General features: G+C 68.8%; 23 protein-coding genes. All 23 read left to right on the forward strand.

Going from position 1 to position 23,299, the window contains the following annotated elements:
* Positions 1-64: 64 nt before the first annotated feature.
* The 23 genes from fliE (at position 65) to AC07SQ_RS12110 (ending at position 23,276) form a co-directional block, all read left to right on the forward strand.
* Positions 65-382 (forward strand): flagellar hook-basal body complex protein FliE, encoded by a 318-nt coding sequence (gene fliE, locus AC07SQ_RS12000; protein WP_495271094.1) that lies wholly within the window; start codon positions 65-67, stop codon positions 380-382.
* Between the two features lie 166 nt (positions 383-548).
* On the forward strand, positions 549-2,195 hold the full coding sequence (locus AC07SQ_RS12005) for a flagellin N-terminal helical domain-containing protein (protein WP_095744079.1): 1,647 nt from the start codon (positions 549-551) through the stop codon (positions 2,193-2,195).
* A gap of 163 nt (positions 2,196-2,358) precedes the next feature.
* Positions 2,359-2,724, forward strand: coding sequence for a flagellar protein FlaG (locus AC07SQ_RS12010; protein WP_139700351.1), 366 nt, complete (start codon positions 2,359-2,361; stop codon positions 2,722-2,724).
* Between the two features lie 54 nt (positions 2,725-2,778).
* Positions 2,779-4,227 (forward strand): flagellar filament capping protein FliD, encoded by a 1,449-nt coding sequence (gene fliD, locus AC07SQ_RS12015; protein ID WP_495271093.1) that lies wholly within the window; start codon positions 2,779-2,781, stop codon positions 4,225-4,227.
* A gap of 14 nt (positions 4,228-4,241) precedes the next feature.
* Complete coding sequence (gene fliS, locus AC07SQ_RS12020; protein WP_495271092.1) at positions 4,242-4,661, forward strand: flagellar export chaperone FliS; 420 nt, start codon at positions 4,242-4,244, stop codon at positions 4,659-4,661.
* The gene (locus AC07SQ_RS12025) at positions 4,661-5,026 is read left to right on the forward strand and encodes a flagellar protein FliT (protein WP_223301366.1); all 366 of its coding nucleotides are present in this window, start codon (positions 4,661-4,663) and stop codon (positions 5,024-5,026) included. The genes fliS and AC07SQ_RS12025 overlap by 1 nt, the downstream gene beginning before the upstream one ends.
* 31 nt (positions 5,027-5,057) lie before the next feature.
* The gene (fliK, locus tag AC07SQ_RS12030) at positions 5,058-6,284 is read left to right on the forward strand and encodes a flagellar hook-length control protein FliK (RefSeq protein ID WP_495271234.1); all 1,227 of its coding nucleotides are present in this window, start codon (positions 5,058-5,060) and stop codon (positions 6,282-6,284) included.
* Positions 6,281-6,565: an EscU/YscU/HrcU family type III secretion system export apparatus switch protein gene (locus AC07SQ_RS12035; protein WP_062469365.1), complete on the forward strand. Its 285-nt coding sequence runs from the start codon at positions 6,281-6,283 to the stop codon at positions 6,563-6,565. The genes fliK and AC07SQ_RS12035 overlap by 4 nt, the downstream gene beginning before the upstream one ends.
* 350 nt (positions 6,566-6,915) lie before the next feature.
* The gene (gene flhD / locus AC07SQ_RS12040) at positions 6,916-7,284 is read left to right on the forward strand and encodes a flagellar transcriptional regulator FlhD (RefSeq protein WP_370680118.1); all 369 of its coding nucleotides are present in this window, start codon (positions 6,916-6,918) and stop codon (positions 7,282-7,284) included.
* Entirely contained in the window at positions 7,281-7,871 is a 591-nt protein-coding gene (gene flhC / locus AC07SQ_RS12045; RefSeq protein WP_070061562.1) for a flagellar transcriptional regulator FlhC, read from the forward strand. Before flhD ends, flhC begins: the two co-directional genes overlap by 4 nt.
* Before the next feature lie 62 nt (positions 7,872-7,933).
* The gene (motA, locus tag AC07SQ_RS12050) at positions 7,934-8,794 is read left to right on the forward strand and encodes a flagellar motor stator protein MotA (protein WP_495271091.1); all 861 of its coding nucleotides are present in this window, start codon (positions 7,934-7,936) and stop codon (positions 8,792-8,794) included.
* Between the two features lie 13 nt (positions 8,795-8,807).
* On the forward strand, positions 8,808-9,716 hold the full coding sequence (gene motB, locus AC07SQ_RS12055) for a flagellar motor protein MotB (RefSeq protein ID WP_139700362.1): 909 nt from the start codon (positions 8,808-8,810) through the stop codon (positions 9,714-9,716).
* 52 nt (positions 9,717-9,768) lie between these two features.
* Complete coding sequence (gene cheA, locus AC07SQ_RS12060; RefSeq protein WP_495271090.1) at positions 9,769-11,781, forward strand: chemotaxis protein CheA; 2,013 nt, start codon at positions 9,769-9,771, stop codon at positions 11,779-11,781.
* A gap of 22 nt (positions 11,782-11,803) precedes the next feature.
* On the forward strand, positions 11,804-13,090 hold the full coding sequence (locus AC07SQ_RS12065; protein ID WP_495271089.1) for an EAL and HDOD domain-containing protein: 1,287 nt from the start codon (positions 11,804-11,806) through the stop codon (positions 13,088-13,090).
* Between the two features lie 58 nt (positions 13,091-13,148).
* Positions 13,149-14,009: a CheR family methyltransferase gene (locus AC07SQ_RS12070; protein WP_223301367.1), complete on the forward strand. Its 861-nt coding sequence runs from the start codon at positions 13,149-13,151 to the stop codon at positions 14,007-14,009.
* A complete protein-coding gene (cheD, locus tag AC07SQ_RS12075) occupies positions 14,006-14,599 on the forward strand; it encodes a chemoreceptor glutamine deamidase CheD (protein ID WP_062469392.1) in 594 nt (197 codons plus the stop codon). The genes AC07SQ_RS12070 and cheD overlap by 4 nt, the downstream gene beginning before the upstream one ends.
* A gap of 2 nt (positions 14,600-14,601) precedes the next feature.
* Positions 14,602-15,693, forward strand: a complete 1,092-nt coding sequence (locus AC07SQ_RS12080; protein ID WP_495271233.1) for a protein-glutamate methylesterase/protein-glutamine glutaminase — start codon at positions 14,602-14,604, stop codon at positions 15,691-15,693.
* Between the two features lie 37 nt (positions 15,694-15,730).
* Positions 15,731-16,123, forward strand: coding sequence for a chemotaxis response regulator CheY (gene cheY / locus AC07SQ_RS12085; RefSeq protein ID WP_056582361.1), 393 nt, complete (start codon positions 15,731-15,733; stop codon positions 16,121-16,123).
* Positions 16,120-16,764, forward strand: coding sequence for a protein phosphatase CheZ (cheZ, locus tag AC07SQ_RS12090; RefSeq protein ID WP_095744087.1), 645 nt, complete (start codon positions 16,120-16,122; stop codon positions 16,762-16,764). The genes cheY and cheZ overlap by 4 nt, the downstream gene beginning before the upstream one ends.
* 134 nt (positions 16,765-16,898) lie before the next feature.
* Positions 16,899-18,041 carry a flagellar biosynthesis protein FlhB gene (flhB, locus tag AC07SQ_RS12095; RefSeq protein ID WP_495271088.1) on the forward strand — a complete coding sequence of 381 codons (1,143 nt, stop codon included), beginning with the start codon at positions 16,899-16,901 and terminating at the stop codon, positions 18,039-18,041.
* Positions 18,038-20,146, forward strand: coding sequence for a flagellar biosynthesis protein FlhA (gene flhA / locus AC07SQ_RS12100; protein WP_495271087.1), 2,109 nt, complete (start codon positions 18,038-18,040; stop codon positions 20,144-20,146). The genes flhB and flhA overlap by 4 nt, the downstream gene beginning before the upstream one ends.
* The gene (flhF, locus tag AC07SQ_RS12105) at positions 20,143-22,467 is read left to right on the forward strand and encodes a flagellar biosynthesis GTPase FlhF (protein WP_495271086.1); all 2,325 of its coding nucleotides are present in this window, start codon (positions 20,143-20,145) and stop codon (positions 22,465-22,467) included. Before flhA ends, flhF begins: the two co-directional genes overlap by 4 nt.
* Positions 22,468-22,472: 5 nt before the next feature.
* A complete protein-coding gene (locus tag AC07SQ_RS12110) occupies positions 22,473-23,276 on the forward strand; it encodes a MinD/ParA family ATP-binding protein (RefSeq protein WP_495271085.1) in 804 nt (267 codons plus the stop codon).
* The last annotated feature ends 23 nt before the right edge of the window (positions 23,277-23,299 follow it).

Below are 23,299 nucleotides of genomic sequence, written 5' to 3' on the forward strand. Positions count from 1 at the left end.
GCTGCCTGCCGGTTGGAGCGCTCGCGCGCTCCGTGTCAAGTCAGCTGGAAGTGAACTTTTCCCCATGTCCATCAATGCCATCGAATCCGTCCTGCAGCAGATGCGCGCCACCGCGCTCGCCAGCGGCATGGGGCCCACGACGACTGCGCCGGCCGGCGCGGGCGGCTTCGCGGCCGAGCTGCAGCGCTCGCTCGCCAACATCAGCGGTGCGCAGCAGCAGGCCTATGCGCAGGCCGAATCCTTCGAGCTGGGCAAGCCCGGCGTGGCGCTCAACGACGTGATGGTCGACCTGCAGAAGGCCGACGTGGCGTTCCAGACCGGGCTGCAGGTGCGCAACCGGCTGGTGACGGCCTACCAGGAAATCATGAGCATGCAGGCATGACGAGGCAGGGGGCGGCAACGTAGAACTTTTTTCGTTGCGGCCCTAAAGGTTTGCGGACACCCGCCGATATCCCCTTCAACGATGGCTTGAGTCTCACCGTGGAAGCGGGTCCAGCGTTACGGCCGATGGCCGGAGTCCACAACCTTTTGTCAATCAGGAGTCGAACATGGCGCAAGTCATCAATACGAACAGCCTTTCTCTTCTCACGCAGAACAACCTCAACAAGTCGCAATCGGCCCTGAACACGGCCATCGAGCGCCTGTCTTCCGGCATGCGCATCAACAGCGCCAAGGACGACGCCGCCGGCCAGGCCATCGCCAACCGCTTCACCGCCAACATCAAGGGCCTGACGCAAGCCGCGCGCAACGCCAACGACGGCATCTCGATCGCGCAGACCACCGAAGGCGCGCTGACCGAAGTCAACAACAACCTGCAGCGCATCCGCGACCTGTCGGTGCAAGCCGCCACCGGCACCAACTCGGCCACCGACCTGGACTCGATCCAGTCGGAAATCGGCCAGCGCCTGGACGAAATCAACCGCGTGTCGGAGCAGACCCAGTTCAACGGCGTGAAGGTCCTGTCGGCCAACGCCGGCAAGCTGACGGTGCAAGTGGGTGCGAACGATGGCGAAACCATCGACATCGACCTGCAGGAAATCAGCGCCAAGACCCTGGGTCTGGAAAGCTTCAACGTGAACGGCACGGGCACGCTGAACAAGGCCGCCACCAAGGACGACCTGACGCTGGCTGGCGCTGTCGCCAACGGCGCACCGGTCAACGGCACGCAGAAGTACGACGTCACGGCCACCAACACGCTGGCCACGCGCAGCCAGCTGCTGGCGGGCGCCAAGGCGGGCGACTCGGTCGTCACCGCAGGTTCCACCTACACCTACAACGCTGCGAAGTCCGCCTTCACCTTCGGTGAAACGGGTCGCACGAACGCTGCCACGATCGCTTCGCTCCAGCCCGCAGCGGGCGCGAGCAAGACCGCCACGGTCACCATCGGCGGCAACTCGCTGGACGTGAAGATCGACAGCGCTGGCACCATCACGGCGACCGACGGCTCCGCGCTGTGGGTGGACACGGCTGGCAACCTGACGCAGAACAACGCAGGCGGTACGGGTACGGCAGCCACGCTGACCAGCCTGACCACCAGCATGGCGGCTGCTGCCGGCACGGGCGGCACCATCAAGGTCGGCGGCACCACCTACACGGCCACTGCCGGTGCAGCCAACTTCGACGTGACCGGCGACGAAATCTCGGCCGCTGCGCTGAACGACAAGCTGGCCGCGGGTGCTGGTACCGCCGTGTTGGCATCGACCATCGGCGGCGTGGCAGGTGTCACGATCACTGCTGGCGGCACGGTTGCTGGCGCCTACGTGGGCGCCGACGGCTCGCTCGGCAACTCGCTCACCACCGTGTCGACCTACAGCGTGCACAGCAACGGCGCAGTGACCGACGGCGCTGGCAATGCGGTCTACGCCGATTCGGCCAAGGCTGGCGCCTTCACGCTGAACGCCCGCAGCGGCAAGACCTCGACGGTCGACCCGCTCAAGGCCCTGGACGCCGCCCTGTCCAAGGTCGACAAGCTGCGCTCCTCGCTGGGTGCGGTGCAGAACCGTTTCGACTCGGTGATCGCCAACCTCGGCACCACCATCACCAACCTGTCGTCGTCGCGTTCGCGCATCGAAGACTCGGACTACGCCGTGGAAGTGTCGAACATGACGCGCGCGCAGATCCTGCAGCAAGCCGGTACCTCGGTGCTGGCACAGGCGAACCAGACCACGCAAGGCGTGCTGTCGCTGCTGCGTTGATTCGCTGAGACCACCGGGCGCCCCTCGCGAGGGCGGCGCCCGGTGTCTTGCTTTTTTGCTCGCAGGCCTTCGGGGCGACCCGAAGCCGCCTGCGTTGTCCTGTGCGGCCACGCTGGTGGCGAGGCCGCACAGGACAACGAACTCCAGAAGAAGAACGCAGACCATGTCCCAGCCCGTACCCGCCGCCTCCGCCGTGGAAAGCCCCTGGCTGCAGCAACTGCTCGCCGGCCGCACCGGCGGCGCCGCTGCGGCCGCCGCCGAGGCCACCGCACTGCGCAAGGCCGAGGCCGAGGTCGAAGAGGCGACACCGGTGCAGATCGAGATGGCGGTGAAGTCCGTCAACGCCTCGCTGGAAAGCCGCTCGATCAGCCTGCAGTTCGAGGTCGACCGCGACACCGACAAGCTCATCGTCAAGGTGGTCGACCGCAGCAACGGCGAAGTCATTCGCCAGATTCCGACCGAAGAGGTCGTTCGCATCGCCAAGGTCATGGACCGGCAGGCCGGGCTTCTGGTGAGCCAGCAAGCCTGATCACGACCCGCTCCAGACCTCTTCATTTCATTCGCATTTCAGGACACCCCCGACATGGCATCGATCAGCAGCATCGGCGTTGGCGCCAACCTTGACCTGGGCGCATTGCTCACCCAGCTGCAGACCGCGGAGAACCAGCCGCTGGTGGCCCTGAAGGCCAAGCAGACCAGCTACAACAGCAAGCTCTCGGCCTACGGCACGCTGCAAAGCGCGCTCACCGGCATCCAGGCGGCTGCCAAGAAGCTGGGCGACCCGGCGCTGTTCCAGGCCATCACCGGCACACCGAGCGTGAGCGGCATCCTGGCGGCGAGCGGCACCGACCCGCGCTCGGTCGGCACCTATGCCATCGACATCTCGCAGCTGGCGCAGGCGCAGTCGGTCATCGCGAAGGGGCAGGCCAGCACTACCGCCGCGATCGGCAGCGGCAAGATCACCATCGACTTCGGCAAGGTTTCCGGCGGCACGCTGGACCCGGCGACCGGCCAGTACACCGGCGCCACCTTCGACAAGGACGCGACGCGCACGGCCAAGCCGATCACCATCGATGCGACCAACAACACGCTGGGCGGCATCCGCGATGCGATCAACGCGGCCAACGCGGGCGTGTCGGCCACCATCGTGAACGACGGCAGCGGCACGCCCAACCGGCTGGTGCTCACCTCCACGCAGACCGGCGAGGCCTCGGCCATGCGCATCTCGGTGGACGGCGACGCCGCGCTGCAGAACCTGCTGGGCAACGACCCCGCCGGCACGCAGAACCTGAAGCAGACCGCCGCGGCGCAGAACGCCAAGCTCACCGTCAACAACATCGCCGTCACCAGCACGAGCAACTCGGTGACCGACGCCATCCAGGGCACCACGCTCACGCTGGTGCAGACCGGCAAGCTCAGCCTGGTGATGAAGGCCAACACGACGTCGGTGAAGACGGCCATCACCGATTTCGTGAAGGCCTACAACGCGCTGCAGAGCACCGCGAAGTCGCTCACGGCCTTCGACACCGACGCCAAGGCCGCCGCGCCGCTGGTGGGCGACTCGACCTTGCGCAACCTGCAGACGCGCATCCGCCAGGCGCTGGTCGCACCGCAGGTGGGCGGCCCGAACGACCTGAAGGTGCTCACGTCCATCGGCATCTCGTTCCAGAAGGACGGCACGCTGGCGATCGACAACGACAAGCTCGACAAGGCCATCGACACCAACCTGGAGGGCGTGGCGAAGCTGTTCTCCAGCGGCACCGGCAGCACCGCCGGCTACGGCAAGCAGCTGACGGCGCTGGTCGACGACCTCACCGGCACCAAGGGCGCGCTCAAGGTCGCCACCGACGGCGTCACGAGCTCGCTCAAGCAGCTGGACACCCAGTACACCGCGATGAAGGAGCGCGCGGACGCGACGGTGGAGCGCTATCGCAAGCAGTTCGTGCAGTTGGACGTGGCGATGAACAAGATGAACGGCACGCTGAAATACCTCGCGCAGCAGTTCGACGCGATGAACGCCAGCAAGGGCTGAGGACAGGAAGCGACATGTACAGCTCTCACCACTCCCGCACCGGTGCCGGCGTCTACGCGCGCGTCGGTGTGGAGACGCGCGCCATGAGCGCATCGCCGCTGCAACTGATCCACATGCTGTTCGACGGCGCGAAGACCGCCATCGGCGCGGCGCGCCTGCACATGACGGCCGGTGACATCGGCGCCAAGGGGCAGGCGATTTCGAAGGCCATCAACATCGTCGACAACGGCCTGAAGGCCAGCCTCGATGCCGAGGCGGCCGGCGAGGCCGGCGGCGACATCGTCGGCAACCTCTCGTCGCTGTACGACTACGTGGTGCAGCGCCTGCTGCTGGCCAACCTGCGCAACGACGTGCAGGCGCTGGACGAGGTCGACCGCCTGCTCGACCACCTGGCGTCCGCCTGGCGCGAGATCGACGACAGGCCTTCCAACTGATGATGCAGAGCGTGACCTGGGGGCAGGAACAGATGGCCGTGCGCAGCGAGATCGTCCATTGCTACGAGCAGCTGGCCGCGTGCATCTCGACGATGCTGGCGCTGGCCCGTGCCAAGGAATGGGGGCAACTGCCCGAGCTGGAAGCGCGGTGCTCGGCGTCGGTCGAGCGCCTGAAGGCGATCCAGCCGCTGGCGTCGCTGGAGCCCGCGCAGCGCGACCTGGTGCTGCGCCTGCTCGAGCGCATCTGCACCGAGCAGGCCGAGCTGTCGGGACTCATCAAGCCGCAACTCGACGACCTGATCCGCCGCATGGATTCGCTCAACCACCAGAAGAACCTGGGCAAGGCCTACGGCCTCGCGCACTGACGCGCGACCACAGGACAACACCACCGTGGCCATGCTGGGACTCACCGGACTGATCGACGCACTGAGGGCCGCGCGCCTGACGCCGCCGCTCGACCTGCTCGGCCTGCGGCCCGAGACCACGGTGGGCGCGCCCGGTGCGGCGGTGGCCGTGCCGAAGACCGCGAACGACGTGCGCCTGCCGTCGCGCGCGGCGTTGGACCGGCTGGTGCCTTCGGGCGCGTCCGGTGGCGAGGTGGCTGCGCCGCCCGCTGGCGGCGCGCCGCCTTCGATCGATACCCGCCTGTCGCTGGCCGCGCGCGTGATCGGCGCGGTGCTGGCCGACCTGCAGGCCGCGCCGGGGCCGGTGCGGGGCGAGGCGCCGTTGCTGCTGCCCGTCGCGCGCCAGGGCACGAACACCGCGGCACTCGCGGGCACGCTGGCGCAGACGGTGGCGGACAGTGGGCTCTTCTACGAATCGCACCTCGCCGAATTCGCGGCCGGCACGCGCACGCTCGCGCAGATGGCGCGGGAGCCGCAGGCGCGCTGGGCGAGTCCGGTGATGGTGGCGACGACACCAATGACGGCAGCAGGGCAGGGCGTGGTGGCTGCGGCGACAGCGCTGGCTGCGGTCGATGTTGCAACGCCGCCCGCGCCGAATGCTCAGGCGCAGGCCTCGCAGGTCGACGCGCCCCAAGCAGAGATCGCACAAGCTGCGCGTGGGACTGCGCGCAGCGAAACCGCCGCCGCGCCCGCACCGGATGCGGCGCGCGTGCAGGCGGCCTACGGCCTCTCCGATGCCGCGCCGGAAATGCCCGCGCCCCGCATCGCAGAACACGCGCGCGCTGCGGCCGACGTCGCCAGCACGCCGGCCCCGCGCAGCGCCGAAGTGATCCATCCGCAAGCGGTCACCGTCGTGCACCAGCAGCTCGACCTGCTGGCCAGTGCCGCCTTCCGCTGGAGCGGCCACGCCTGGCCCGAGGTGCCGATGGCGTGGACCATCGAGGAAGAGCCCGCCAACCCAAGCGCACGCAAAGGCGAACCCGCCGAGGAAGAAGCCGCGCGCCGCTGGTCGACCACCGTGTCGCTCGTGCTGCCGCGCCTGGGCGAGGTCGACCTGCGCCTGAGCCTGAGCGGCCCGACCGTGCAGGCGCAGCTGCAGGCGCGCGAGCACGCCACCGTGGCCCGCCTGCGCGGCGACGCCGGCCGGCTCGCGCAACGCTTCGAGGCGGTCGGGCTTCAGCTGCAGCAGCTGCAGGTCACGGAGAAGGCGGTGGCATGACCGATGACCTTCGCAACCGCCACAGCGCCGTCGTGCTCTCGCATGCGGACACGCGCAAGGCCCCCGTCGTCGTCGCCAAGGGCTATGGCGTGGTGGCCGAATCGATCCTGCGCGAGGCGCGCGCGCACGGGCTCTACGTGCATGCGTCGGCCGATCTCGTGAAGCTGTTGATGCAGATCGACCTCGACCGCCAGATCCCGCCGCAGCTGTACCAGGCGGTCGCGGAAGTGATGGCCTGGATTCACCGGCTGGAGGGCGGCGCCGAGGCTGCGGCGCCTTGATCGGCGGTTGTTCTATGGAAAGTCATTGACCTATTGAAAGACCCTGAATAAAGCCGCCGATTAACGCTCGGTCGCGTTCGATAGTCTTTATAAATTCAATTGGCGAGGGGATTGCCAATTGCCGGAATACGCACGCTCGTAACAATTGCTTGCGCTCCGTGACCTCGCGTCGGTGCCAAGACTGAAACCGCTTCCCCAGAGGGAGGCCTGAAGCCTTCCATCGGAAACCGCGTCAAAACCATTTTACTTTTTGGTCTACTTTGTCTTCGAAGTGTAAATAAGTGTGTATATAATGTATACATGTTGGATGGACGTGCGGAGTCGACATGGAATCGGAAATGGAAGTAGACGTGGAAAATTGCAATGTCAACGCAGGCGGCGTGATTTCGAAGGAAATCGGCGAGATCAATCTGGCCTACATGCTGCTCGCGCAGAAGCTCGTGAAGCGGGACCGGGCGGAAGCCATGTTCCGTCTCGGCGTGGGGCGCGAGCTGGCCGATCTGCTCATGAACATGTCGCTCAGCCAGATCGTGAAGCTGGCCGCGTCCAACTTCCTGCTGTGCAGCTTCCGCCTGGACGACCGGCCCATGTTCGCGGTGGTCGGCGAGGGCAAGGAGCCCGCGCTGCAGCAGGCCCACATGTCGATCCTGATGAGCGCGCGCCAGGCCCAAGCCCAAGCCCAGCCGCAGATGCGCAAAGCAGGTTCGGCCAGCGCATGACTGCCAAGAGCATCCTGGGCGAGGTCCGGCAGGTGCAGCTCGCGGTCGAGCTCATCGGCCTGGGTGCGCGCCTGCAGTTCCTGGAGGCCGTGGTCGCGCTCAGCCGCGAGCGCCTGATCCGCCTGTACAAGGAACTCAAGGGCGTCTCGCCGCCCAAGGGCCTGCTGCCGTTCTCCACCGACTGGTACATGACCTGGCTGGCCAACATCCACTCGTCGATGTTCTACAACATCTACCGCTTCATGCGCGACGAGGCCGGCGAGGGCGAGCTGCCCGCGCTCATCAAGGCCTACCGCCTGTACGCCGAGCAGGTCGAGTCGCAGGGCAGCGAGGTCGTGCTCGACTTCACGCGCGCCGAGACCATGGTGCGTTTCTTCGACAGCGACATGCTGCAGCTGAGCCCGTGCAGCCGCTGCGGCGGCCACTTCGTGGCGCATGCCCACGACCACAAGCACGGCTACGTGTGCGTGCTGTGCCGCCCGCCTTCGCGCGCGGGCAAGGCACGCAAGCCCAAGCTCGAACCGGTGCGCCGCGGCGGCCTCATTGCCGGCGGCCCGGTGCTCGACATCGGCGGCGCCGTCTCGTGAAAGTGCCCCGGCGCCCGGCGCGGGTTTTTTGTTTTGGACGCCTCAGGGCATAGGGGAAGCGCGTGCTGGTACTGGTGGGATATCTGGTGGTGATCGGCGCCGTCTTCGGCGGCTACGGCCTCATGGGCGGGCATTTCGGCGTGCTGTTCCAGCCCGTGGAGTTGCTCATGATCGGCGGCTCCGCGCTCGGCGCGTTCATCGCGGGCAACAACGGCAAGACCATCAAGGCGACCATCCGGGAGCTGCCGCTCCTGCTGCGTTCCTCGAAGCACAACCGCCAGCTCTACATGGACCTGCTGGCGCTGCTGTACGAGCTGCTCGCCAAGGCCCGCAAGGAAGGCATGATGAAGCTCGAGTCCGATGTGGAAGCGCCGGAGCAAAGCGAGATCTTCGGCCGCTACCCGAGCATCCTGGCGCACGAGGGCATCACCGTGTTCCTGTGCGACTACCTGCGCCTGGTCATCAGCGGCAACACCGACGCCCACGAGATCGAGGCCCTCATGGACCACGAGATCGACACCATCCGCCACGAGGCGGCCGTGCCCGGCCACAGCCTCTCGCGCGTGGGCGACGCGCTGCCCGCGCTGGGCATCGTCGCGGCCGTGATGGGCGTGGTGCATGCGCTGGGCTCGGCCCACCTGCCGCCGTCGGAAATGGGTGCGCTCATCGCACACGCCATGGTCGGCACCTTCCTGGGCGTGCTGCTGGCTTATGGCTTCGTGTCTCCGCTGGCCTCGCTGATCGAGCAGAAGGTCGAGGAGGGCATGAAGATCTACCAGTGCGCCAAGGTCACGCTGCTGGCCAGCCTGAACGGCTACGCGCCGCAGCTGGCTGTGGAGTTCGGCCGCAAGGTGCTGTTCTCGACCGAGCGCCCCTCGTTCACCGAGCTGGACGACCACGTGCGCGAAGTCAAGGCACGCTGATTCCCCGACGGCCATGAGCGACGCGAAGCCCCGCATCATCATCAAGCGCGCCCACGGCGGCGGGCACGGCGGCGGCCATGCGGGCGGCGGCTGGAAGATCGCCTACGCCGACTTCATGACGGCCATGATGGCCTTCTTCCTCGTGATGTGGCTGCTGTCGATCTCCAGCCCCAAGCAGCGCGAAGGCATTGCCGAGCACTTTCGCATGCCGCTGCGCGTGGCGCTGGCCGGCGGCGACAAGAGCAGCATGAGCACCAGCATGATCCCCGGCGGGGGCGCCGACGTGATGCATGCCGAGGGCGAGGTGCGCCACACCGAGGCCGACAGCGAGGACGCGGCCGACGCCAGCCGCCTGGCCGAGATGAAGAAGAAGCTCGACGAGCTGATCGAGAAGAGCCCGGTGTTCCAGCAGTTCCGCTCGCAGATCCTCATCGACATCACCACCGAAGGCCTGCGTCTGCAGATCGTGGACAGCGAGAACCGCCCGATGTTCGAGCTGGCCAGTGCCCGCGTGGTGCCGCACATGCGCGCCATTCTTCGCGAGCTGGCGCCCGTGCTCAACGGCTTGCCCAACAAGCTCACGCTGTCGGGCCACACCGACGCCATCGTCTACACCAACGATCGCGCGTACGGCAACTGGGAACTCTCGGCCGACCGCGCCAACGCCTCGCGCCGCGAGCTGGTCACGGGCGGCATGACCGAGGACAAGGTGCTGCGCGTGATCGGCCTGGCCGACAGCATGCACCTGGACCGCGCCGACCCGCGCAACCCCATCAACCGCCGCATCAGCATCATCCTGCTGAACCACCGCACGCAGGAGCGCATCGAGCGCGAGAACAGCAACGACGCCGGCGCCACGCGCATCGGCCTGCCGCCACCGGCCGCGCAGGCGCGCACGGCGGCAGGGCACACGGCGGGATAACAAGAACAAGGAAGCGGCCTCGCGCAAAAGTGCGGGCCCCGGAGCACCACAGATGGACCTCAGTCAATTCACCCAGGCCTTCTTCGTCGAAGCCATCGAGCTGCTGGCGGAGATGGAGCAGCTCTTGCTCGACCTCGACGTCGAGGCGCCCGACGGCGAGCAGCTCAACGCCATCTTCCGCGCGGCGCACTCCATCAAGGGCGGCGCGGCCACGTTCGGTTTCACCGCCTTGACCCACACCACGCACGTGCTCGAAACGCTGCTGGACAGGGCCCGCCACGGGCAGCTGCACCTGAGCGCTCCGATGATCGATGCCTTTCTGGAAACGAAGGACGCCTTGCAAGAACAACTCACCGCCTACCAGGCCGGCAAGGAGCCGGACGCCGAGAGGGTCGCCCACATCTGCGGCGTGCTGCAGCAGCTGGCGATGGAGAACAATGCCGCCGCCGCACCGGTGCCGGCACCCGCGCCCGCACCGGCGCCTGTCGTGCAAGCCGCTGCGCCGGCCGAGGAAGGCGGCAGCAGCGACGGCGTGCTGGTCGTGCGCTTCGCGCGCCTGTCCGACAGCGAGTGCGAGCTGCTCGCCGGCGAGCTGGCCAACCTGGGCACCGTGCTGACGCGCACGCGCAGCAACGACCAGCTGACCGTGCGGCTGGCGACCACCTGCGACCCCGACGACATCGTGGCCGTGTGCTGCTTCGTCATCGACGAATCGCAGATCGACATCACGCGCGAAGTGGCCGACGTTGCCGAACCTGTGGTCGCAGTTGAAGCACCGGTCGTGCAGCCACCTGCCGCACCAGCACCGGTCGCCGCCGCGCCCGTGCCCGCCAGCGCCAAGGAATCCAGCTCCATCCGCGTCGATGTCGAAAAGGTCGACCAGCTCATCAACCTCGTGGGCGAGCTCGTCATCACGCAGTCGATGCTCACGCAGGCCGCGACCGTGCTCGACCCCGTGGCCTACGAGCGCTTCCTGAGCGGCCTGGGCCACCTGGAGCGCAACGCGCGCGACCTGCAGGAATCGGTGATGTCGATCCGCATGATGCCGATGGACTACGTGTTCAGCCGCTTTCCGCGCGTGATCCGCGACGTGAGCGCCAAGCTCGGCAAGCAGGTGCGCCTGGACACCTACGGCAAGGAGACCGAGCTCGACAAGGGGCTCATCGAACGCATCGTCGATCCGCTCACGCACCTGGTGCGCAACAGCCTGGACCACGGCATCGAGGCCCCCGAGGTGCGCCTGGCCAAGGGCAAGGACGCCACCGGCCAGCTGCTGCTGTCGGCGCAGCACCACGGCGGCAACATCGTGATCGAGGTGAGCGACGACGGCGCGGGCCTGAACCGCGAGCGCATTCTCGACAAGGCGCGCCAGCAGGGCCTGCCGGTGAGCGACGCCATGCCCGACGAAGAGGTGTGGCAGCTGATCTTCGCGCCCGGCTTTTCCACGGCCGAGCAGGTCACCGACATTTCGGGGCGCGGCGTGGGCATGGACGTGGTCAAGCGCAACATCCAGGAGATGGGCGGCCATGTCGAGATTCATTCGCGCGGCGGCCAGGGCACGTCCACGCGCATCGTGCTGCCGCTCACGCTGGCCATCCTCAACGGCATGTCGGTGCGCGTGGGCAGCGAGGCCTACATCCTGCCGCTGAGCTACGTCATCGAGTCGCTGCAGCCGCTGCCGGAGCACCTGCACTCCATCACCGCCGACGGCCACGTGATCCGCGTGCGCGGCGAGTACCTGCCGCTCATCGAGCTGCACCGCGTGTTCGACGTGGCCGGCGCGCAGACGCAGCCCACGCAGGGCATCCTGGTGATCGTGCAGGCCGACGACAGCCGCTTCGCGCTGCTGGTCGACGAGCTGCTCGGCCAGCACCAGGTGGTGGTGAAGAACCTGGAGACCAACTACCGCAAGGTGCCGGGCATCTCGGCCGCCACCATCGTGGGCGACGGCAGCGTGGCCTTCATCGTCGACGTGGGCGCGATGCCGCGCATCCAGCGCGCGCAGGCCGCCAGCGCGGCGGCCCTGGCGGGCGCGGCGCGCCGCACCGACGCGTTGGCTTCCTGAGCCCGACGCGAGGGACGGCCGCATGAGGTTCGATTTCTTCCGGCGCCCCGGCGTCGACGGCAACGGCGCGCAAGCCGACACAACGCCCGCCATCACGCCCGCAGTCGGTGCCGACGGCCACGTGGCCTACGCCATGCTGCTCGACGGCAAGCGCCGCGTGGTCGGCTACCGCATGGCCTGGCGCGCGGCCGGGCAGGGCACCGACGCGGGTGCGGCGGCTGGCGTCAAGGCGCTCATGGACACGCTGGGCCTGCACCTGAACCCGGGCGGCCACGGCTGGCTGCTGGGCGGGCAGATGGTGTTCGTCGACGTCACGGTCGATGCGCTGTTCCAGAGCGAGCTGCAGTCGCTGCCGCCGCGCAACGTCGTGCTGTGCATGAAGGCCGACGAGCTGATGGACGCCGACATGCGCTCCATCCTGCTGTTCCTGCGCGAGCAGGGCTTCGGCTTCATGCTGTGCGGTGGCATCGCGCTGCCGGACGACGACGAGCTGCGCGCCATCGTCACGCACCGCGAGGTGTTGCCCTCCCTGCTGGCGGACGTGTCGCCCACCGGCCCGGCGCCCATCGCCGCGCGCGTGGCGAGCTGGGCCGAGTTCGAGGCCTGCGCCGCGCGCGGCGTGCAAGTGTTCGTCGACGGCGCCGTGCGCCTGCCGCCGGCGCGCGACAGCGCCGATGCGCTGCAGCCCGAGTCGCAGCTCATCGTGCACCTGATGCAGATGATCCTGCGCAACGAGGACGTGCGCGCCATCGAGGGCGCGCTCAAGCACGACGCCGCGCTCACCTACCGGCTGCTGCGCTACATCAACTCGCCCTCGGTCGGGCTGGCGGTGGAGATTCACTCGCTGCGCCATGCGGTCGCCATGCTCGGCTACTCGCCGCTGTACCGCTGGCTGTCGCTGCTGCTGGCCACCAGCAACAAGGTCAGCTCGCCCTTCATGATGAAGAAGGCCATCCTGCGCGGGCGTTTCGTCGAGCTGATGGGGCAGGGCATGCTGCCGCCCAGTGAGGCCGACAACCTGTTCGTCGCGGGCATGTTCTCGCTGCTCGACCAGCTGCTGGGCGTGCCGATGGAAGGCGTGCTGCGCAAGGTGCAGCTCACCGAGGCCGTGCAGCAGGCGATTCTGTCGCGCAGCGGCGTCTATGGCCCCTTCGTGGCCCTGGCCGAAAGCTGCGAGACCGACGACGGCCGCGCGGCGCGCCTGTCGGAGGCGCTCTTCCTGAGCGCCGCGCAGGTCAATGCCGCGCAGCTGTCGGCGCTGGTGTGGGCGCTCGACGCCGGCCCCGCCGTGACCGCGCCGCCCGCCTGACCCCCGGAAATGCAAGGCTTTTGCGCGTCTGATCGGCCGATTGGAAACGGCGGTTTCCGTGACCATTGAAAGTCACGCTTCCAGGCTGGCTGTGACGACCGAGTTCCACTTTACCGACCACGACTTTTCCAGAATCCGGACCCTCATCCATCGCCGCGCCGGCATCGCCCTGGGCGAGCAGAAGCGGCAGATGGTGTACAGCCGGCTGTCGCGGCGCCTGCGCGAGCTGCAGCTGCCGGCGTTCGCGCCGTACCTGGACCAGCTCGAGGCGCGCCACGACGGCGACGAGTGGCAGCTGTTCATCAACGCGCTCACCACCAACCTGACCTCGTTCTTTCGCGAGGCGCACCACTTTCCCACGCTGGCCGACCATGTGCGCAAGCGCCCGGGCCCGGTCACCGTGTGGTGCGCCGCCGCCTCGACGGGCGAGGAGCCGTACTCGATCGCCATCACGCTGATGGAAGCGCTGGGCGAGCGCGCGGGTTCGGCCCGCGTGATCGCCAGCGACATCGACACCGCGGTGCTGGCCAAGGCCGCCACCGGCGTCTTCACCACCGAGCAGGTGCGGCGCCTCTCGCCCGAGCGGCTGCGGCGCTTCTTCAACAAGGGCACCGGCACCAATGCCGGCAAGGTGCGCGTGCGCCCCGAAGTGGCCACGCTGGTGAAGTTTTCGCGCGTCAACCTGCTGGACAGCGCCTGGTCGGTGAAGGAGCCGGTGGACGCGATCTTCTGCCGCAACGTGATGATCTATTTCGACAAGCCGACGCAGAAGAAGGTGCTCGACCGCTTCGCGCCGCTGCTCAAGCCGGGCGGCCTGCTGTTCGCCGGGCATTCCGAGAACGCCTCGCTCGTCAACCCGGCCTTCCGCCCGCTGGGGCAGACGGTGTACGAGCTGTCGCGCACGCCGGGCACCGCATGAGCCTGGCGAGCCACCACTACTTCGACCGCGATGTCGGGCGCATGGCCGTCAAGCTGCTGCCCTCCGAGTACTACGTGACCACCGACCACACCGTGCTGAGCACCGTGCTCGGCTCCTGCGTGGCCGCCTGCCTGCACGACGCGCAGGCCGGCGTGGCCGGCATGAACCACTTCATGCTGCCCGACGACGGCGAGCCCGGTGGCGGCTCGATGCGCTACGGCGCCTTCGCCATGGACGTGCTGGTGCGCGAGCTGGTGCGCGCGGGCGCGCGGCGCGAGCGGCTGCAGGCCAAGGTGTTCGGCGGCGGCGCCGTGCTGGCCGGCATGACCACGCTCAACATCGGCGACCGCAACGCCGACTTCGTGCTGCGCTACCTGGAGGCGGAACGCATCGAGGTGGCGGCGCAGGACCTGCGCGGGCCGCACGCACGCCGCGTGTGCTTCCTGCCCGAGAGCGGCAAGGCCGTGGTGCGCCGCCTGCGCGCGCAGACCGAGGTGCTGCGGGTGCGCCGCGACGAAGGCGAGCTGCTGCGCCGGCTGTCGGTGCCCGCCGCGCCGCACGAGATCGACAGAACCAAAGGAAGCCGGTGAGCCTGCCAAGCAAGAAAAAGATCAAGGTGCTCTGCGTCGACGATTCGGCGCTGATCCGCAGCGTGATGAGCGAGATCATCAACAGCCAGCCCGACATGACCGTGGTCGGCACCGCGGCCGACCCGCTGGTGGCGCGCGACCTCATCAAGGTGACGAACCCCGACGTGCTCACGCTCGACGTGGAAATGCCGCGCATGGACGGGCTGGAGTTTCTCGAGAAGCTCATGCGCCTGCGGCCGATGCCCGTGGTCATGGTGTCCTCGCTCACCGAGCGCGGCTCGGAGATCGCGCTGCGCGCGCTGGAGCTGGGTGCCATCGACTTCGTGACCAAGCCGCGCCTGGGCGTGCGCGACGGCCTGCTCAACTACACCGAGCTCATCGCCGGCAAGATCCGCACGGCCGCCAGCGCGCGGCTGCTGCCCGCGCGCCCAGCGGCCACGGCGGCACGTACCGCCCACGAGGCCGCGCCCGAGGCGCTGCTGCGCAGCCCGCTGCTGAGCACCGAGAAGCTGCTGATCATCGGCGCCTCCACCGGCGGCACCGAGGCCATCCGCGAGGTGCTGCAGCCGCTGCCGCCCGATGCGCCCGCGGTGCTCATCGCGCAGCACATGCCGGCCGGCTTCACGCGCTCCTTCGCGCAGCGCCTGGACGGCCTGTGCCGCATCCGCGTGAAGGAGGCGGAGCAGGGCGAGCGCGTGCTGCCGGGCCATGCCTACATCGCGCCGGGCGGCTTTCACCTGTCGCTGGCGCGCAGCGGCGCCAACTACGTGGCGCACCTGGACCAGGAGCCGCCCGTGAACCGCCACCGGCCGTCGATCGACGTGCTGTTCGATTCGGCCGCCAAGCACGCGGGCAAGAACGCCATCGGGATCATCCTCACCGGCATGGGCAAGGACGGCGCCGAGGGCCTGCTGCGCATGCGGCGCGCGGGCGCGCACACGCTGGCGCAGGACGAGGCCAGCTGCGTGGTCTTCGGCATGCCGCGCGAGGCGGTGGCGCTGGGCGCGGTGGACGAGGTGTCGCCGCTGAACGAGATCAGTCGCCGCGTGATGGCGCACCTTCGCACGTTCGGTGAACGTGCGAACCGGGTATGACGAGTTTGAACAACGACCTGTGGAGCTGGAAAAAATCGTGATCGACAAGAGCATCAAGATCCTGGTGGTGGATGACTTCCCGACCATGCGGCGCATCGTGCGCAACCTGTTGAAGGAGCTGGAGTTCCTCAACGTCGACGAGGCCGAGGACGGCGTGGCCGGCCTGGAGAAGCTGCGCGGCGGCAGCTTCGGCTTCGTGGTCTCCGACTGGAACATGCCCAACATGGACGGCCTGACCATGCTGCAGACCATCCGCGCCGACCCCGAGCTGAAGACGCTGCCGGTGCTGATGGTCACGGCCGAAGCCAAGAAGGAAAACATCGTCGCGGCCGCGCAGGCCGGCGCCAACGGCTACGTGGTGAAGCCCTTCACCGCGGCGACGCTGGAAGAGAAGATCACCAAGATCTTCGAGAAGCTGGCCAAGGCATGAGCCAGGACACCCCCGGCGCTGCAGACGCCACCAACAACACCACCGAGGAACTGCTGGGCCGCATCGGCCACCTGACGCGCCAATTGCGCGAAGGCCTGCGCGAGCTGGGCCTGGACAAGCAGGTGGCCAAGGCCGCGCAGGCCATTCCCGATGCGCGCGACCGCCTCAACTACGTGGCGGCCACCACCGAGCGGGCGGCGCACCGCGCGCTCAACGCCATCGACGTGGCGCAGCCGCTGCAGGAAGCCCTGGCCACCGACGCCAAGGCCCTGACGCAGCGCTGGGACCAGTGGTTCGAGAACCCGATCGAACTCGACCAGGCGCGCGAGCTCGTGCTGGACACGCGCGGCTACCTGAACGACGTGCCCCAGCGCGCCAGCGCCATCAACACGCAGCTCATGGAGATCCTGATGGCGCAGGACTTCCAGGACCTCACGGGCCAGGTCATCAAGAAGATGATGGAAGTCGTCAACGACGTCGAGACGCAGCTGCTGCAGGTGCTGATCGACAACTCGCCGCCCGAGAAGCGCCACGAGGCCGTGCAGAGCCTGCAGAACGGGCCGCAGGTGAAGCCCGGCAACCCCGACGCCGTGACCGACCAGGCGCAGGTCGACGACCTGCTCGAAAGCCTCGGTTTCTGAGCCGCTTGCAGCCTGCTTGATTGGCCGAATTGCAGGGCGATACCGGCCCTGATCGGCAGATTGTTCCGCACCACCGGATCCAATAATTTGGTTCTGGGCAAGGCGTACTTCGCCAGTGCTGGTTCGGAGCATGAATGGCTGAGGAAAGCGATCTCGAGAAAACGGAACCCGCCTCCGAGCGGCGCCTGGAGAAGGCGCGCGAGGAAGGCAACGTGGCCCGTTCGCGCGAGCTCACCACCTTCGTCATGCTCGCCACCGCGAGCGCCGGCCTGTGGCTGGCGGCCGAGTCGCTCGGCGCGAGCCTGAGCGGCGCGCTGCGACGCGGCCTGCAGTTCGAACGCGCCAGCGCCTTCGACCCTGCGCACATGCTCTCGCAGAGCGGGCTCATGGTGCTGCATGCACTCATCGCCATCGGGCCGCTGTTCGCCATGATGGTCGTGGCCGCCGTGGCCGCGCCGCTGATGCTCGGCGGCTGGATGTTCTCCGGCAAGGCCGTCGCACCGAACTTCGGAAAACTCAATCCCCTGGCCGGCATCGGCCGCATGGTCTCGGCGCAGGCGCTGGCCGAACTCGTGAAGGCGCTGGCCAAGTCGGCGCTGATCGGCGGCGTGGCGTGGTGGGTCATCGTGGACGACATCGAGGCCGTGATGGCGCTCATGTCGCAGCCCGCGCACGAGGCGCTGCCGCATGCACTGGTGCTGGTGGCCAAGCACTGCGCGCTCATCGCCGCCACGCTCTTCCTCGTCGCGCTCGTCGACGTGCCGTTCCAACTCTGGAACTACTACCGCAAGCTGCGCATGTCGCGCGAGGACGTGCGCCAGGAGCACAAGGAAAGCGAAGGCGATCCGCACATCAAGGCGCAGATCCGCCGGCAACAGCAGCAGATGGCGCGCCGCCGCATGATGGCCGAGGTGCCCAAGGCCGACATCGTGCTCACCAACCCGACGCACTTTGCCGTCGCGCTGCAGTACCTGGACAGCGACATGCGCGCACCGCGCGTGGTCGCCAAGGGCACCGAGCTGGTGGCCGCGCGCATCCGCGAGATGGCCAAGGAGCACAAGGTCGCGATCCTCGAGGCGCCGCCGCTCACGCGCGCGCTGTACCGCCACACGAAGCTGGGCGAAGAGATTCCGGCGGGGCTGTACACCGCCGTGGCCGAGGTGCTGGCCTGGGTGTACCAGCTCAAGCGCTGGAACAGCGAGGGCGGCGAGGCGCCGCGCACGCCGACCGACCTGCCGGTGCCGGCCGACCTGCAGTACTCGCCGGCGGTCGCATGAACGGATTGAACGACCTGATGCGCCTGCCGGCGCGGATCTTCTCCGGCTCGCAGTTCAAGGGGCTGGCGGGCCCGATCCTCATCATTCTCATCCTGAGCATGATGGTGCTGCCGCTGCCGCCCTTCCTGCTCGACCTGCTGTTCACCTTCAATATCGCGCTGTCGGTGATGGTGCTGCTGGTGAGCATGTACACCATGAAGGCGCTGGACTTCGCGGCCTTCCCGGCGGTGCTGCTGTTCTCGACGCTGCTGCGCCTGTCGCTCAACGTGGCCTCCACGCGCGTGGTGCTGATGCACGGCCACACCGGGCCCGACGCGGCCGGCAAGGTGATCGAGGCCTTCGGCCACTTCCTGGTGGGCGGCAACTTCGCGGTGGGCGTGATGGTGTTCATCATCCTCGTGCTCATCAACTTCATGGTGATCACCAAGGGCGCGGGCCGCATCGCCGAGGTGGGCGCGCGCTTCATGCTCGACGCGATGCCGGGCAAGCAGATGGCGATCGACGCCGACCTCAACGCCGGCCTGATCGGCGAAGAGATCGCCCGCAAGCGCCGCGCCGAGGTGGCGCAGGAGGCTGACTTCTACGGCTCGATGGACGGCGCCAGCAAGTTCGTGCGCGGCGACGCGATCGCGGGCCTGCTGATCATGGTGATCAACATCATCGGCGGGCTGGTGGTCGGCATGCTGCAGCACGGACTCGACTTCTCGACCGCCGGCAAGACCTACACGCTGCTGGCCATCGGCGACGGCCTGGTGGCGCAGATTCCGGCGCTGGTGATCTCCACCGCCGCCGGCGTGATCGTCTCGCGCGTGACCACCGACGAGGACGTGGGCAGCCAGCTCACGGGCCAGCTCTTCTCCAACCCGCAGGTGCTGTTCCTCACGGCCGGCATCGTCGGTCTGCTGGGCATGATCCCGGGCATGCCGAACCTGGCTTTCCTGCTCATCGCGGGCGGCCTGGTATGGCTCGGCAAGCGGCTGGTGCAGCGCAAGCCGCAGGCGGCCGCGCAGCAGGCCGCCGCGGCCGCCGCCACGCAGGGGGCAGGCGTGCCCGCATCGGCCGAGCAGGCCGAAGCCACCTGGGACGACGTGGCCATGGTCGATCCGCTGGGCATGCAGGTCGGCTACCGGCTCATCCCGCTGGTGGACCAGTCGCAGCAGGGCGAGCTGCTGGGCCGCATCAAGAGCATCCGCAAGAAGATCGCGCAGGAGCTGGGCTTTTTGGTGCCGGTGGTCCACATCCGCGACAACCTGGAGATCAAGCCCAACGCCTACATCATCAGCCTGAAGGACGTGGAGATCGGCCGCGGCGAAGCCTTTCCCAACCAGTGGATGGCGATCAACCCCGGGCAGGTGACGGGCACGCTGACCGGCACGCCCACGCGCGACCCGGCCTTCGGCCTGGAGGCCACCTGGATCGACGCCAGCCTGCGCCAGCAGGCGCAGGTGTACGGCTACACCGTGGTCGATGCCTGCACCGTGATGGCCACGCACCTGAACCACCTGATCCACACCCACGCGGCCGAGCTGCTGGGCCGCCAGGAAGTGCAGCAGCTGCTCGACCAGATCGCCAAGACCGCGCCCAAGCTCACCGAAGACCTGGTGCCCAAGGTGCTGTCGCTGAGCACGCTGCACAAGGTGCTGCAGAACCTGCTCGACGAAGAGGTGCCGATCCGCGACATGCGCACCATCCTGGACGTGATGGCCGAGCACGCGCCCACGGTGAAAGACCCGACCGAGCTCACCACGCTCACGCGCCTGGCGCTGGGCCGCGCCATCACGCAGCAGCTGTTCCCGGGCGACGAAGAGATGCAGGTGATCGGCCTGGACGGCTCGCTCGACAGCGTGCTGCAGCAGGCCCTGAACAACAGCAGCGGCATCGAGCCGGGCATTGCCGACAACCTGCTCAAGCAGGCGCAGGCCGCCATGGTGCGCCAGGAGCAGATGGGGCTGGCGCCGGTGCTCGTCGTGCAGCACGCGCTGCGCGTGCTGCTGTCGCGCTTTTTGCGGCGCAGCCTGCCGCAGCTCAAGGTGCTCTCGCACGCCGAGATCCCTGACGCCCGGACCATCAAGATCACCGCCGCCATTGGAGGACGAGCCGTTTGAATCCACAGACCGACGTGCGCACCACCGCACGCAAATTCGTCGCCGCCACCGGCCGCGAGGCCCTGCGCCTGGTGCGCGAATCGCTCGGCGCCGAGGCCATCGTGCTCACGCACCGCGCCACCGCGCAGGGCGTCGAGATCGTCGCCATGGCCGAGGGCGATGTGCAGCAGACCGTGCAGGCCGCGGTGCCCGCAGCCGCACCTGCCACGGCCGCATCCGCCGACCCCACCGTGCTCAGCGAACTCCATTCGATGCGCGGCATGATCGAGGAACAGCTCGCCAGCGTGGTCTGGAGCGACAGCCAGCGCCGCGACCCGGTGCGCGGTCGCCTGCTGCGCACGTTGCTGGGCGCGGGCTTCAGCGCGCGCCTGTCGAAGGCCATGCTCGAGAAGCTGCCCACGGGCCAGAGCTACGCCGACGGCATGGCCTTCGTGCGCTCCGAACTCGTGCGCGCGGTGCCGGTGCATGAAGACGAAGACGCGCTGTTCGCGCAGGGCGGCGTCTATGCCTTGATGGGCCCGACCGGCGTCGGCAAGACCACCACCACCGCCAAGCTGGCCGCGCGCTGCGTGATGCGCTTCGGCGCCGACAAGCTCGCGCTCGTCACCACCGACAGCTACCGCATCGGCGCCTACGAGCAGCTGCGCATCTACGGCCAGATCCTCAACGTGCCGGTGCATGCCGTGAAGGACGCGGCCGACCTGCAGCTGGTGCTGCACGACCTGCGCGACCGCCACATGGTGCTCATCGACACCGTCGGCATGAGCCAGCGGGACCGCGCCGTGCCCGAGCAGATCGCCATGCTCGGCAGCAGCCAGCGGCCGGTGAAGCGGCTGCTGCTGCTCAACGCCACCAGCCACGGCGACACGCTCAACGAGGTGGTGCACGCCTACCGCCAGGGCCATGCGCTGGCGGGCTGCATCTTCACCAAGGTCGACGAGGCCACCCACCCGGGCGCGCTGATCGACACCGTGATCCGCCACCGCCTGCCGGTGCACTACATCTCGGGCGGCCAGAAGGTGCCCGAGAACCTGGTGCGCGCCGACCGCGCGCAGCTGATCGACAGCGTGTTCCAGCCGCGCCAGCACAGCCCGCTCTTCGTGCCGGCCGAGGCCGACCTGCCCGACGAGGCCGCACCTTCGCCGCAAGCGCAGGGCGAGACCGATCGCCTGCGCTTGCGCTACCAGAGCCTGATCCGCGCGATGGCGCACGACGCGCAGGAGCTGGCGACGACCGCCGGCGCACTGGCCGGTGCGCACATCGGCTTCGATGGCGCACGCACGCTGTGGCGTCAGGCCGGTGACGAGGCCGTCGATGCCAAGGCCGTGCTGCACGATCTGTCCGCGTTCGCGCGCGGCGAGGTGGCTGCGGGTTGCGACACCCATGTGCTCGCGCTGGCCGGGCAGGTCGGCCTGCGTGCGACCGACAGCGGCGACGCCTACGTGTGCCACGGCAGCCTGCTGCTGTCGGACCGCAGCGGCCTGCCGCTGGCGGCACCGAACCAGTGGCTTTCGACTGCTGCGGCGCGCCAGGCGGCCGCACCGGGCCAGCGTCAGGCGCAGTGGCTGCAGCAACAGGATTTCGGCAAGCGCCTCGTGCATGTGCTGGGCAAGCCGCCCGCGGTCGAACAGATGCTGGCGTGGCAGGCCGAGGGCTCGAAGTGGCTGGCGCGCGCGCCCGGCGGCACGGCCGTGACGGACGCGCACACCGGCGCCGCGACCACGCTCGCGCGCCTGGCCTTCGCATTCGACGACACGACCGAGCGGCCCGTGCGCTATCGCGGCAAGGCCGCGCTGCAATGCGAAGCGCAGGTCGAGGTGTTGCCACGTACCGCGCTCGACCGCGACACCCTGCCCACGCTGCGCTGCGTGGCCGTGCGCGTGGTCGACGCGCGCAGCCGCAAGCTGCTGTCGCACACCTGCGTGCTCACCAACCTCGGTGCCGAGGTCGACACATCGCAGCTCGCGCAATGGCAGGGCTGGGCCGCCGACGCCGAGCCGTGCTTCCGCCTGCTGCGCGACGGCGTGCAGCTCGTGGGCGGCATGGGCGAGCCCGGCGATCCGCACATGATGAAGCGCCTGCTCGTCGCCGGCCAGGTCACGACCACTGTGTGGCGCCTGCTGCAGGCCGAGGGCGAATGGGCCGACCGCACGCGCCTGCTGCTGGGCCAGCTCACGGGCCGCGCCCCGCGCGCCGGCCGCGCGCTGACGGGCGGCGCGCTGTACGCGGGCGTGGGCAAGCTGTTCCTGCTGCTCGATGCACTGGGCACCGAATCGGCAGGGCCCGCCCAAGCGCCGCGCGCGCTGGAACGCCAAGGCTGAAGGTCATGAGCGCACGCGTCACGGACCAGGCCGACGGGCTGCGCCGGCTGCTCGGGCAGGCGCCGGTGCGCGTCGTCGCGGTGGCGGGCATGGGCCCCGGCGCGGGCGCGACCACGGCTGCGATGAGCCTCGGCGCGGCGCTGGCGCAGCAGGGCAAGGACGTGCTGCTGCTCGATGAACATCACGCCAAGGTGCGCTCGGCGTGCGACGTGTGGGCGCTCGGTCCGCGCGGCACGCTGGCCGATGTGGCGGGGCGGCGGTTGCGCATCGACCAGGCCGCTGCGAGCGCGGTGTGCGGCGTGCAGGTGCTGCCCGCATCGCCCGGCGCGACCGTCGACCCGCGCGTTCTGTGGCCGCGCGGCATCGTGCTCGTCGATGCGGCCTTCGACGACGAAGGCTGCCTGTCGCCGCTGGCGCAGGGCGCCGACGAACTGCTGCTGGTGCTGCAGCCGCACCCGGCGGCCATCACCTCGGCCTACGCGGGCATCAAGCGCCTGCACAGCGCGCATGCACTGAAGCAGCTGCGCTTCCTGCTCAACGGCGTGGCCGATGCGGGCACCGCGCAGCAGGTCATGCACAACCTCGCGCAGGCCGCCAGTCGCTACCTCGCGCTGTCGCTGCTGCCCGTGGGCTGGGTGCGCACCGACCCTTGGCTGGCTGATGCGGCGCGGCTGCGCCAGACCGTGGTCGAGGCCTTTCCGGCCAGCGCGGCGGCGGTCGATTTCCGCGCCATCGCCGACGACATGGGCCGCTGGACCTGGCGCACGCCCGCGCGGCCGGCCGTGTTCCCGCAGGCGCTCGCGGCCTGAGGCACGACCACGAGGACGGACGG

This window comes from Variovorax sp. GW821-FHT06D12 (genome assembly GCF_059419205.1).